The sequence below is a fragment of the Paenibacillus massiliensis subsp. panacisoli DSM 21345 genome (assembly GCF_000426545.1).
Classification (GTDB): domain Bacteria; phylum Bacillota; class Bacilli; order Paenibacillales; family Paenibacillaceae; genus Paenibacillus; species Paenibacillus panacisoli.
This window is the reverse complement of sequence record NZ_KE384534.1, coordinates 103,380-116,080: the sequence shown is the minus strand read 5'-3', so window position 1 is coordinate 116,080 and position 12,701 is coordinate 103,380. Positions and strand designations below refer to the sequence as shown.

Annotated in this window: 8 protein-coding genes and 1 tRNA gene; 6 read left to right on the top strand and 3 right to left on the bottom strand. The window is 49.2% G+C overall.

The genetic code is table 11. The features are described from left to right. The first annotated feature begins 140 nt into the window (after nucleotides 1-140). From K331_RS0123025 to K331_RS0123010, 4 genes are all read left to right on the top strand, one after another. Complete coding sequence (locus K331_RS0123025; RefSeq protein ID WP_028592088.1) at nucleotides 141-560, top strand: MarR family winged helix-turn-helix transcriptional regulator; 420 nt, start codon at nucleotides 141-143, stop codon at nucleotides 558-560. A 199-nt stretch (nucleotides 561-759) separates the two neighbouring features. After that, nucleotides 760-1,398, top strand: a complete 639-nt coding sequence (locus K331_RS0123020; RefSeq protein WP_028592087.1) for a nitroreductase family protein — start codon at nucleotides 760-762, stop codon at nucleotides 1,396-1,398. Between the two features lie 112 nt (nucleotides 1,399-1,510). Beyond that, nucleotides 1,511-1,807, top strand: coding sequence for a putative quinol monooxygenase (locus K331_RS0123015; protein ID WP_028592086.1), 297 nt, complete (start codon nucleotides 1,511-1,513; stop codon nucleotides 1,805-1,807). A gap of 205 nt (nucleotides 1,808-2,012) precedes the next feature. Next, nucleotides 2,013-3,215: an oxalate decarboxylase family bicupin gene (locus K331_RS0123010; RefSeq protein WP_051289983.1), complete on the top strand. Its 1,203-nt coding sequence runs from the start codon at nucleotides 2,013-2,015 to the stop codon at nucleotides 3,213-3,215. 106 nt (nucleotides 3,216-3,321) lie between these two features. Here K331_RS0123010 and K331_RS0123005 read toward each other — a convergent pair. The 3 genes from K331_RS0123005 to K331_RS0122995 all read right to left on the bottom strand — a co-directional run bounded on the left by K331_RS0123005 (nucleotide 3,322) and on the right by K331_RS0122995 (nucleotide 10,918). Then, nucleotides 3,322-3,394 (bottom strand) — tRNA-Lys (locus K331_RS0123005). A 298-nt stretch (nucleotides 3,395-3,692) separates the two neighbouring features. Continuing rightward, the gene (locus tag K331_RS31680) at nucleotides 3,693-8,537 is read right to left on the bottom strand and encodes an S-layer homology domain-containing protein (RefSeq protein ID WP_084165547.1); all 4,845 of its coding nucleotides are present in this window, start codon (nucleotides 8,535-8,537) and stop codon (nucleotides 3,693-3,695) included. A gap of 317 nt (nucleotides 8,538-8,854) precedes the next feature. Next, nucleotides 8,855-10,918 (bottom strand): methyl-accepting chemotaxis protein, encoded by a 2,064-nt coding sequence (locus tag K331_RS0122995; RefSeq protein WP_028592084.1) that lies wholly within the window; start codon nucleotides 10,916-10,918, stop codon nucleotides 8,855-8,857. Nucleotides 10,919-11,260: 342 nt separating this feature from the next. Here K331_RS0122995 and K331_RS0122990 point away from each other — a divergent pair, with 342 nt between their 5' ends. Together K331_RS0122990 and K331_RS0122985 are read left to right on the top strand one after the other, a co-directional pair. Continuing rightward, nucleotides 11,261-11,707 carry a MarR family winged helix-turn-helix transcriptional regulator gene (locus K331_RS0122990; protein ID WP_028592083.1) on the top strand — a complete coding sequence of 149 codons (447 nt, stop codon included), beginning with the start codon at nucleotides 11,261-11,263 and terminating at the stop codon, nucleotides 11,705-11,707. Nucleotides 11,708-11,843: 136 nt separating this feature from the next. Next, a complete protein-coding gene (locus K331_RS0122985) occupies nucleotides 11,844-12,674 on the top strand; it encodes an NmrA family NAD(P)-binding protein (protein ID WP_028592082.1) in 831 nt (276 codons plus the stop codon). The last annotated feature ends 27 nt before the right edge of the window (nucleotides 12,675-12,701 follow it).

The following is a 12,701-nucleotide window of genomic DNA, read 5'->3' as shown; positions in this document are numbered from 1 at the left end:
TGACTTTTACATCACGATCCTCCTGCAGCATATTAGATTCGCAGTTGATCGTAGCAGTCTCTCGTATCAGGTCTTGGATGGCTATTAGCTGACAGTCACAAGATACTCTGCACTAATAGAAGCTACTAAGGAGGTGGAACATGACACGTCCAGTTAACGACCAGGAACAGGTCCTATACCTACTGAACACACTCGGTAACCAGATGAGTCCAAAGTTCGAGCGTTGTACCGGAATCAGTTCGTCCAGATTAGACATCCTGCATGAGCTCTGCCAAGTGGAGGAGATTAACCAGTCGATGCTGCAAAAGCTAATTAATATCGACAGTGCAGCCATCACTCGGCACCTTAAGCAGCTGGAGGCTGAGGGGATGATTGTCCGCAGCAAAAAGCCGGATGATCAGCGTGTTACCTTCGTGCAGCTATCAGAGCATGGTCGAGAGCGGATAGCAGCCTTTCGCAAGGAAAAAGAGGTCTTTCTGGGGCAGCTACTACACAATTTTACTGAAGAGGAAGTATCTCAGCTGGCCGATTATCTGCAGCGCATGCAGAATAATATTTAAATGTATGCATGCTCCGTGTAATCGCACACGAAGTCACAATGGTGACTAGGAAAACGTCTATCTTTGTTCTTTCACAGCAGACAGACCGCCTTTAGCTGAAGTTTTTCCTGTGATCCTCGAATTGTTTAGCGCCGCTGAAAGCTTATTTATTCTTTTACATTAAAAAAATAGACATCTAACTAATAAGGAGTGTTGAACCATGGGAAATTTCCAAGCAACTAACGATTTTAATGAAGTGACTTACGGCCGCCGTTCGGTGAAGGCTTACGATCCAGAGGTCAAAATCAGCCGCGAAGAGCTGACAGAAATGCTGGAGGAAGCAATGCGTGCACCATCCTCCGTCAACATGCAGCCTTGGCGCTTCCTGGTCATTGACAGCCCAGAAGGTAAGGAGAAAATGCTGCCACTCGCCAGCTTTAATCAGACGCAGGTAGAGACTTCCGCTGCAGTCGTTGCTGTCTTCGTGGATATGAACAATGTAGAGTATTTGGAGAACATTTATGCTGAGGCTGTAAAACGCGGGTATATGCCTGCAGAGGTGATGGATACGCTGGTTCCAAGAGTTAAAGAGTATTATGAGAACCAGTCCCCAGCTGATCTGCGTGATGTGAACCTGATTGATGCTGGACTCGTCTCCATGCAATTCATGCTGGTCGCACGTGCACACGGGTATGACACCAATCCGATTGGCGGCTATGACAAGGCACGCATTGCAGAAACCTTCGGTATGGACAAGGACCGCTACCAGCCGGTTATGCTGATTACCGTCGGCAAAGCGGCCAAAGAAGGCTACCCATCCTATCGTCTGCCTGTTGAGACTGTTACAACCTGGGCATAATGTGGTTACTGGCTGAATACATCAATCCCCTTGATGTATTTTGGCCTTGCATATAATAACCAGCTATATCAAGCATTCTTTCACATTCATTCTATCGAAAAGAGGAGATATTATGCTTATTATTCATGCGCACATGCAAATCAAACCTGAACAGGAACAACAATTCCTTGCTGCCGCAAAGCCCCTTGTGGCTGCTACCCGACTGGAAGAAGGAAACATTAGCTACGAGCTGACCAAGAGCACGGACCAGGAGTATCGTTACACCATGGTCGAGCTATGGAAGGATGAGGCTGCTACAGCTGTGCATAACAGCAGCGAGCACTTTCAAGCTTTCGTGAAGATTGCTCCAGAATTCATGGCAGCGCCAATGGATCTTCAGATCTTCAGCGGTGAGCAAATTAAGAAATAATATACTTATTTCCCACTGTTCATTCTCCATATCCGAGGGAACTGGGCCACAGAGCAGGACGCGATAATTTTATCCGTCCTGTTTTTTGTATTACTGCAGAAAAGATTGCTCACTACTCCTTTTAACATAACGGACTGGCGCTAATTCATACCTATATATCAGTAGCTTATGTTAGCGGCATCCGACCTCAAAGGAGCGTTGTAGCATGAACGATGACATATCGAAAAGCAAGAACCCTGTGGAAAAGAAACAATGGATTGTTCCACAACCCATTCGTAAGGACGGAGCAGGTGGTCTGGACCTTGGTCCCCGGGATGTATTAAGGGACCTCCAGAACCCCGATATGCTCGTCCCTCCCGCAACCGATGCAGGGCTGCTACCCAATCTGCGCATGTCCTTCTCTGATACTCATATGCAATTGAATCATGGCGGCTGGTCCCGTGAGATTACCGTCAGAGATTTGCCGATTGCAACCACGCTCGCCGGAGTGAACATGAGCCTGACACCGGGGGGTGTACGGGAGTTACACTGGCATCAGCAATCAGAGTGGGCCTACATGATCTGGGGAACTGCACGAGTCACATCTGTCGATCAGAATGGGCGTAATTTTATCGCGGATGTCGGGCCAGGAGATTTATGGTTCTTCCCCAAGGGACTCCCTCACTCGATCCAGGGACTTGAGGAGGGCTGCGAGTTCCTGCTCGTATTTGACGACGGATCATTCTCCGACCTTAATACGTTGTCGATCTCGGATTGGTTCGCACATACCCCTGCAGAGATCCTGTCTGCCAATTTTGGCGTACCGGAAACGGCCTTTGATGGCAGACCCGACGAGCAGGTATATATTTTTCAGGATACAGTCCCCGGCCCCATTAGTAGTGAAGCTATTTCTTCACCGTACGGGACCGTTCCGCTGTCCTTCACATATCGACTCTTGGAGCAGACACCGATCATCACACCCGGAGGCAGTGTACGGATTGTGGACTCAACGAACTTTCCAGCTTCCACGACAGTGGCTGCTGCATTAGTCGAAATTCTTCCTGGAGCCATGCGGGAGCTACATTGGCACCCCAATGCGGATGAATGGCAATATTACCTGACAGGGCAAGGACGCATGACTGTCTTCGGAGGCAACGGTACAGCGCGGACCTTCGACGTCCGTGCAGGCGACGTTGGCTACGTGCCCGTAGCAATGGGGCATTATGTACAGAACACCGGAACAGACACGCTGTGGTTCCTTGAAATTTTTCGCAGCGATCGCTTTGAGGACGTCTCATTGAATCAATGGATGGCCTTAACTCCCAAGCAGCTTGTACAAGACAATATCCATGCATCACCTGAGCTGATGGATGCACTGCGCAAGGAAAAATGGCCTGTCGTGAAATATCCCCCATTGGGGGAAAAGTAGAAAAATAACAAAATGGCTGTCTCCCAACATTCTGGGAAACAGCCATTTCTGGAGGTTATGATGTTCACTCAACGTAAATCATCATCTTACTCGGTACATGATAGGATGGATTGTCAGGGACTCGAACCCTGGACCGCCTGATTAAGAGTCAGATGCTCTACCAACTGAGCTAACAATCCTCAATTCCGCTCTCTATCGGAGCTGACTTTTATATCTTACTCCTGGAGTTCATAAAAGTCAAGCATTTATTTAACAAAACTCGACAAAAGATGAGGGACAGCTTACTCGCCCCTCTCGGCTGCACTTCACGTCTATATAAATAGCCGCCCCCTCACAGTACACACACTGGAGGAGTCGGCTATTCACATGGCCAAGCCCGTTATAACATCTTTAGCGATTGGTGCGACGTTCTAGTTCACAGAACTGGATACGGTCTTCTTGTATGCTCCACAAAGTTAAGGGTTATGGAATATACGTTCACTGCCCAGCTACAGTATGTTCAATCATTCTCTCAAGCATCGCAGCCAGCTCAGCTCGGGTCGCGTTCCCCTGCGGGTCCAGACGATAATTCGCCTTACCGCTCAAAACTCCCATCGAGATGAGACGATTCACACTCTCCGTGGCCCAGCTGCTGACAAGATCTTGGTCGGCGTATGCGGCTATCGTTGATGGATTAGCCTCATTCGTGTCCGTTGTCAGCTCCATGTGCTTCAATGTGTTCACCATGATCACAGCAAGCTGTTCGCGAGTCACAGGTGCATCAGGTTCAAAACGCTGAGACCCCGTGCCATTAACAATTCCATTATCTGCTGCCCAGCCAATATAGCCGGCATAGTAAGCATCTGGCTGAACATCGCTGAAGCGAGCTGCATGTCCCTCTGTCTCAGCCTCCGCCAGGCGGCCCAGCACCGTAACGATCATGCCACGTGTCATGGTCGCATTCGGGCTGAAGGTCTGCTCCGTCGTTCCGCCGAACAACTCGCGTGCAGTTACGAACTCTATCGACTCGCGTGCCCAGTGTCCCGCTGTATCCGTGAAGCTCTTCGCATTATCCTTGAAGCTGTAATGAACTGAGCTGTCTCCAATGAAATGCATCTGTCCACCAGACATAGCGCTCAGCTTTATAATGCGTTGTATCCCGTTCACCATAACATATGGTACAAGCGTCTTATCCGACAACGACGCAATGCCAGGTGTCATTGTAAGCTTGCCAATGTGACTGTCAGGTGTCAGCAGCTCCGTCGTGAACACATATTCGGATAAATGCGATTGCTGCACTGTGGCGTAGCCTTCGCTGTCCACTGGCGCATTTTGTAGGAATTCCAATTCACCTGTTGTCTCATTTAGATAATAGTAGTACAACGTCTGACCTGCATATTGTGAGCCAACAAGAAGCCTGATGTTTACCTGCCCAGGCAGCTCCCCAGTACCATTGTAGCTAACGATCAAGGCTCCATGCTGGCCAGCTAATTCGTTAATTGTGCTGAGATTCGCTCCTGCGTTGAAGCGCAGTCCAAAGTCAAAGTCTGTGGTGCCCTGAACGACCGCCATGCTACCTACGGGGAACGTAAAGGAATAGTTCGGCCCGCTAAGCACAACTTCACGGCTCTTGTTCAATTCCACCAGCACTGTAATCTGCGATTGCGACAATAACGTTGATCCCCGGGACAGATCTACGCGTACCCCTGCGCTACCTTCTTCAATAAATTCAGGCTTCACATACGGACTGGCAGGTGTCGTAGTTGTACTGCTTCCACCACCACCTGATCCGGAGGAATCATGATGATCACTTGAGCTCGATACTACTCGCCACTGTGCATATACGATCAGCTCGCTATCCACAACAGATTCTGTCGTAAAGGCCGTGCCACTTCCATCCGGCTGTGTATTCCAGCCCATGAACCGATATCCCGTGCGCGTCGGTGGGCTCGGCAATGCTGGCATATGCTCACCGGAGAGTACAGCTATGGCTCCTGGCATTGCTTCTGTAGTCCCACCATTTTTGTCAAAAACAACGTTAAAGTAGCTTGGTGCAGTAACGATCGGCGTCAGGATGATATTAGCGTTGCTGGTAGTTTGGTTCGCAGCTACATTCACACCACTAATTTGATTGGTGATGTAGCCATTTTTTTGCGCTGTGACTGCATATTCTGTACCTGCTGGAATGTTCACCAGGGTATAGCTGCCGTTCACATTCGTAGTTGTAGAGTACACGCTATCCGTTACGCCATATACGCTGCTGCCGACAGATACACTGACGCTGGCTCCCTCAACAAGCTGTGTGCCATCCGAGACGATTCCTGTAATTGTACCTGTAGTTACTTCTGGTTGCTCCGCTTGCCACTGTGCATACACAACCAGATTCGTATTCACAGGTATACCACTGTTCCATTCACTTCCTGTTCCATCGGCCTGTGTATTCCAGCCCAGAAAGCTGTACCCCTGACGGGTAGGCGGCGTAGGTAGCTCCGTCATCGCTTCCCCGGCAGTCACGGTCACTGTAGCAGGAGAAGCCTCTGTATCCCCACCGTTGCTGTCAAACAATACTGTATGCAGAACTGGTACAGCACTTAGCTTCACATTCATATCCGTAGTTGTCTGCCCGTTATTCACTTGCACCTGCCCTGTAGTGGCTGTGATGAATCCGTCCTTGGATACAGACAGCACGTAGCCCGAGCCAGCCGGGATCTCCTCCAGTACGTAGCTGCCATCAGCCGCTGTCATTGTGGAATAGACCTGTCCACGAATAGTTACGGCGACGCTCGCCCCTTCCACGGCCCCAGTCCCGTCAGTAACAAATCCGCTGATGGAGCCCTTGTATTCCAGCTCCTCTGCCGCTATAGCTGCAACCTCTTTGGAGCTGAGGGCCCGACTATAGATACGGAAGTCTGAGACCTTGCCCTTGAAATAACGGTCACCAGAATAAGGAGGTCTGCCTATATAGTTAGCTACGGTCGCTTCAATGTCCTTCGGCGACAGCGTCATCGCAGTGTTTTGTCCAACCTGAACACCGTCCTCATACAATGTTGCTGTATTGCCAGAGATGGTGTATATGAGGTTTTTCAGCACTCCTTTATTGACGGAAGCTCCCTTGGATACGGTCTGTTCTCCAACATACCAGTTCGGCGTAATGGATGTGCGATATATCCCACTCGAATCCTCCAGCATCCCGAGATAGCGGGTACCCTGCACGACTGTTGGATTGCTGGCAAAGGAATATAACCACGATGGACGGGCATTGGCTGGATCAATCTCCACACTAATGGATATGGTAGCAGCCTCAACATTGCTCAATATACCATTCGGAAGTTGAATGGCGTCATTCGTACCATCCAGGGTTATGGCTCCATCGTAATCAGTAGTCGCTTCGGCTCCGCCGATCAGTACGCCGGCATGACCATTTCCAGAAGTATCACTTACTTCGGTTCCAGCAACCGTATCCTGGCTAAAGGTATACCGCAGCATCGCATCATCAATTGTAATTGCTCGAATGACAAGCTTGAACGTTCTCGTGTCACTCACAGCTCCCTTGGTAGCCGTAGCTGTCAGTGTAACCTCTGCGTCCGGCTGACCAATAGCAGGAGGCGAGATTCGTAGCGTGCCACCTGTTACCTCGGCAATCGCAGTATCTGAGCTGTCCCAAGTAATGCTAGCTCCATGGTCTCCCATGAGCGGTAGCTGAATATCTGTGCTTACAGGCTGCGCTGGAAGCTGGATATCCTGTAATGCATCCTGTACGGCCTGCTCATCGCTGTACGTCACATTGACAAAGATCGGATTCGAATAGAACCACAGGTCCGAATAATTGCGATCATTGATCTGGGTAAAACGTGTCTCGTTGTCCACCGTCGTATTCTTCTGGTCAAGCAGCGGCTCCCCATTGCTCGTCTCTCCAGGAACGTCCGTGCCCAGATTCGTTCCCCTGAGTCGGAAATATTGATTCTCGCTTGCGGGACCAACCGGATAGGTAATCGTGTTATACCCCTCTGCATCCGTCACCCAGTCTGCGCTTGTGAAGCGCTTCAGGACCTTGGTTGTGTCGTTGGTAGCCTTGTTGTAGGCCGCAGTTCCGGGCTCAACTGGTCCTGTTACATTGCCGACAATCAGGTCAACATGGTCTACCTGCACAGGATCACCGTTGTTGTTCTGGTTCGGACTCTTGAAGCGAATCTTCAGCTCCATCTCGTCACCAGCAGCTACTTCAAGCTCGCCACCCATTTCCTTCATGCTTTCAGCACTCTGGATGCTGAAATCAAGAGCGTTAATGAGATCACCCGTCGCTGAGAAGGATTTGCCTGAACGCATGCCCTCGACAATGGACTTCATGTCACTGCCCTCTACCCATGTATAATTCTTCGAATACTCTCCTGGCCAATAGCCGCTGGAATACCTGCGGTCACTGCTGATCTTGAAATGAAAATCAGAGTTCCCGAAGTTCCAGAACTTCCGTCCCTCACCCAGCAGGGCATCCCACATGCCTCCGACCTTAGCAATGCGAACATCGGCTCCCCCGTAGATATCAACAGTCTCACCACGATCCGGAGCCATCTGGTTACCCGGAATGCCTTCGAAGCCAAAAGCAACACGAGGCGCAATATTATTCATGTCGCGAATGTCCTGCACCTTCAGCTCGGCGCTCGTTCCATTCTTCCGAGAAGGATGGTTGAACAAGGCGTAGCTGTCAGGATAATTCGCTGCCAGCCAGCGAAATGCTTGTCTGGCATCACTGGCTGTCGAGTAGGCCCGTTGATCAGCCGCATTCCAGGCTAGCACGTCTGCTGGATCGAACAGACTTGCATCCCGGTTCGAGAACAGATATTCGAATTGGTTGATCGCCTTTAGCGCAGCAGGAGAGCCAGGATCATCCGTAATGATCCCTACGCTCACATGATCATAAGTCGGCATATCCCACTCGAAGCCACTGAATATCGTCTTGCCCGCATATTTCCCGGCATCCTGTAATTCCTTGATCTTCGGTGCCTGATAGAGCGCAATCCCCTTCGATACAGGAATAGGAGATCCGAGGGTGTTCCCATCCTCATCGCGTCCAGACATACGAAGATGCTCTGATAAGGCTACCCAGTCGAGTCCATTTTGCTCAAATGCAGCATCCAGTACATCTTGCAATTTGCCTTGTGCGTCATCCGATTGTGTTGTATGTATATGATATTCTCCAGTTACCCATTTCCCCTGCGCATCGCGCCCGTCTTGGCTACCACCCTCTGCCGCATAAGATACACCCGTAAAGCCTGACAAAGGACTCAAAGCCCCCGCAATAAAGCTAAGCACAACACAGCATGACAGCAATCGTTTTCCCAACACAATAATCCTCCCTGACCTTCAATCTCTGTCTGCTATGCAAAACTCCTCTTATGTACTTACGTGCACACAAGTGGAGTTCTGACTATACAGAACGCATTCTCTTACTCATTGTCACATCAAATTGTTATCGAGGTATCACAAGAGTATTAAAGCTCAGGCGAATATTGTCGAAATATGTTGATAATTGTATAGAAAAATCCCCTCATCATAAACAGGGCGATATCTCGCATGAGTCTGTCTACTATGAGGGGACTAGCATTGCTCTATACAGTTGCTTCTATTACAGTTGCTCTATTGCAAACTTACTCTATTGCAGCTTACTCAACCTTGAACTGGCTCAGTTCCTTCTGTAGCTGCTTGGATATCTGGTTCAGCTGATCAGATAGCTCTGCTACCTTCTCGATGCTCTCTAGCTGCTCCTGGGTACTCGCACTGACCTCCTGCGTGGATGCCGAGTTCTCCTCTGTCGTGGCAGATATCGTCTCCAGCGCATGCAGAATCTCATCCTTGTGCTGATGAATATTCAGAGTACCACGGCTGATCTGGTTCATCCGTAGCTTGAGCTCCTCCAGATCCTCACTGATATGTGAGAATAGCTGCTTCGTAGCATCTACCGATTTGGCATTCTCCTCGGCAATTCTCAGACCATCCACCGTATGCTGTACAGATAGCTTCGTCTTCTCTTCTATAAATCCGACCTTCTTATAGATTTCCTGCGTAGCCGCCGCAGTCTGCTCAGCGAGCTTGCGCACCTCTCCAGCAACAACTGCGAAGCCTTTACCCTGCTCTCCAGCACGAGCCGCTTCGATCGAGGCATTCAAGGCCAACAGGTTGGTCTGAGTCGCAATCTGTTGTACGGTGCCCACAAAGCTGGCAATCTCGCTGCGACTCGCATCAATATCATGAATCAGTGCCGAGATAGCCTGGGTAGACTTATTATTCTCCTCTGCCCATTGGGACAGCTGAGTTACGACGTCGAGTCCGTATTCACTCTGCTCCGAGGACGTCTTCACCATTTGCTCCATTGCTGTCGCATCATTAGCAATACCATCAATCTGATGGGACAGCTCCATCGTCTTCGTCAAAATATTGTCCGACTCCACAGACTGATAATTGGTCGCACTGGCAATCTCGTTAATAGCCACCGCTGTATCATTCATTGTGGATGCTGTCTTGGTAGAAATGACCTGCAGATCGTTGGAGGATTGATTCAGCACCTGAGAGGTATTGCCAACCATCTGGATCATGCCATAGATTTTCTCTACCATTTTCTGAATTCCCTGTGCAATCTGGCCCAATTCATTATTGGACTTCACTTCGAATTGAACGGTCAGATCACCATCCTCAATCTGCTTCATCTTGGCAAGCAGCTTTGGAATGCTTCTCAGAATGGAACGCAGTACAACATAGCAGATCAACACCAGTAGAATCGTCGCTCCAGCAAACCCACCAATCGTAATCCAGGTAAAGGAGCCCAGTTCCTCTAGCACTTCTTTCTCGGCTATCGTCAAGGCTACAGACCACCCTGTATCCTTACTAGTAGCATAGCCAATATATCGGCGCTCACCCTGATCGTTAATCAGCCGTACGCCAGATTCTCCAGCCATCATCTGCTGACCGATCTCACCGAGTTCTCCCTCACTCTCATTGAACTTCTGCTTCAGAACTTTTTCCTGATCAGGGTGGTACAGAATATCTCCATCTTTGGTGGTCAATACGGAATATCCCGTGCTGCCGAGAGAGTAGCTCTGCATGATGTCCGGAATATCCTTGAAGGCAATGTCTGCAACGACAAATCCGATAACCTGATCATTATCATCCTTCACCGGATAAAAAATCCCCATCAACATAGTGCCATTGTTGACGTCAGCATAAGGCTCCGAGAAATATAACCCGTTCGCTTCCATGGCTGGCTTGTAATAGGGCCGATCCTGCACATTGAATGCAGCATCGGCTGCCGCTCCATCATTTTGCAGCCAGAAGCCCTTGTCATGAATACCAAGGACCCATGCATCTGCAAAGGAAGGCTCTTCTTTCACTATTGCCGCCAGAGTCGCCTGAGTCTGTGCTGCATAGGTTGAAGTATGCACCTCCGCAGAGGATGCGGTCGTCTCTATGTATTGCCGAAAAATGTCATTGGTGGACATCTGCTTCACCAATGCCCCTTTTTCCTTAAATAACGCATCGAACTGTGCAATGACAGATTGTGTCTTAGTCTGTAGCATCGCTTCCTGTTGCTGCACAAGCATGGCCCGGGTATTCGTGTACATGAATGTTCCAAGAATGACGAACACAACAAGAATGTTCAAGAATAAAATGAGTGCAAGTGTGTTCGCGATACTTTTTGAGCCAGAAAATTTGTTTATGATTCGTTTTACCATTCCTTCATCTCCCTGTACCTTGTTTGGTTATCATGAACCCCTCCGCTCACAACCCATCCAAAGACCTATATAATATTACTTTTGAACTGTTATCTAATATTCATTTTCGGTATTTGCGCAAGCGATTTTTAGGAGATTCTTACCGAAATCATAAAATATTTTCTATCAGCCGAGCCGTGCAGGAAGATACCAACGAATACATCAAATTCTCCCAAGTAATTCACCTATTCATAGCCATTCATTCAAAATGATTACTGTTCCTCAACTTGACAAAGGAAGTATGATCCATTAGATTCTATAATAGTTAAGGACTTAACGATATAGAATGGTGCGTGTGTATGTATGAAAGATTTGCAGGATTTTGTAACCGACTTACCGCTGCAGCAGCAAGTCTTCTTCGCTCTGGTCGAGACGACAGCCCAACTTGTCGATGTCTCGGAGAAATACTGGCAATCCCAGGGACTGACAGGAGCTAGAATACGTATTTTGGTAGAAATAATGAAGGAGGGTGGCACCGTCCTTCCTACGACGCTCGCCCGCAAGCTTGGAGTAACGAAGGCTAATATTAGCTTGCTGCTCAGTCCGATGGAGCAGGATGGCCTGATACACCGTGCCCCGCACCCTACAGATGGAAGAAAGTGGGTAGTATCCATTACAGGGGAGGGACAGCGCTTGCTTCTGCTGCATTTACCGGAGAATCGACAACGGATCGTAGAGGGCCTTCAGGGGCTTAACGAGGGCGAGCTGGAACAGTTATTGCTGTTGCTTGCTAAGTTGAAGAGAGCTTGACGCAGGCAATAGATCACGATGGCCAAAGTCACTTAACGGGAGCTACTAGCGCCGTAGTTAAAGGCCGTACGTATTGTACATTTGCAGCCAGATAGTTAAGCGTTAAACTAAATGCAAAGGAAAGGACGATGCACTCATGTCCATTATGATTACAGGGGCTAGTGGCAAGCTGGGACATCTGATTATCGAGCAGTTGCTTCATCAAATCTCTCCAGAGCGTATTATTGCAGGTGTTCGGCGTCTTGAAGCTGGAGAGTCTTATCGTTCCGCAGGCATCCAGGTGCGCTTATGCGATTATGATCAGCCCGAGTCGATTGAGCAGGCTCTGGCCGGAGCATCCCAGCTATTACTCATTTCAAGCTCTCATGCGGATGATACCATCCGATTTCGCCAGCATGCACATGTCATTGAGGCTGCCAAAAGGACGAAGGTGGCGCATCTGGTCTACACTAGCTTTGCTTTCCCCGAGCATGGCTCAGGCCCTCCTGTTCATTTACACTTGGCCACAGAGTATGCCATCCGCGCTTCTGGTATAGCCTACACTTTTATGAGAAACGCACTCTACACTGACATTATAGAGGCCCTTAATCTGCAGACGGTTATAGCAGAGCAGCAGATCGTCTGCCCTCCTGAAGCTTGGACATTTAATACGGTCATTCGAGCCGATCTGGCAGCCGCCACAGCGAACGTACTCGCCCAGCCCAACAAACATCGCAACAGAATTTATGAGCTAACCGCGTCTACCTCATGGAGCTTCTCTGATCTAGCAGCAGCTCTCTCCGAGCTCGTCGGCACGCCAATGGCAGTGCAGCAAGAACCACAGCTACAGCATTGGATATTTAACTTTTTGCGTACGATTGATACCTCCTCAACAACAACTGATCTGGAACAGCTGCTTGGCCACCCTCCCACCTCCTTGCGGGACAGCTTGCAGCTATTTATACCTGGCTCAAAGTCTACAGGTTAGCTCTATCAACCAGAATAGTAACATCGA

Excerpts from the sequence above, each read along its gene's own strand:
- K331_RS0123010 (WP_051289983.1), top strand. The coding sequence starts at position 2,013 with ATGAACGATGACATATCGAAAAGCAAGAACCCTGTGGAAAAGAAACAA.
- K331_RS0123015 (WP_028592086.1), top strand. The coding sequence starts at position 1,511 with ATGCTTATTATTCATGCGCACATGCAAATCAAACCTGAACAGGAACAA.
- K331_RS0122990 (WP_028592083.1), top strand. The coding sequence starts at position 11,261 with ATGAAAGATTTGCAGGATTTTGTAACCGACTTACCGCTGCAGCAGCAA.
- K331_RS0123020 (WP_028592087.1), top strand. The coding sequence starts at position 760 with ATGGGAAATTTCCAAGCAACTAACGATTTTAATGAAGTGACTTACGGC.
- K331_RS0123025 (WP_028592088.1), top strand. The coding sequence starts at position 141 with ATGACACGTCCAGTTAACGACCAGGAACAGGTCCTATACCTACTGAAC.
- K331_RS0122995 (WP_028592084.1), bottom strand. The coding sequence starts at position 10,918 with ATGGTAAAACGAATCATAAACAAATTTTCTGGCTCAAAAAGTATCGCG.
- K331_RS0122985 (WP_028592082.1), top strand. The coding sequence starts at position 11,844 with ATGTCCATTATGATTACAGGGGCTAGTGGCAAGCTGGGACATCTGATT.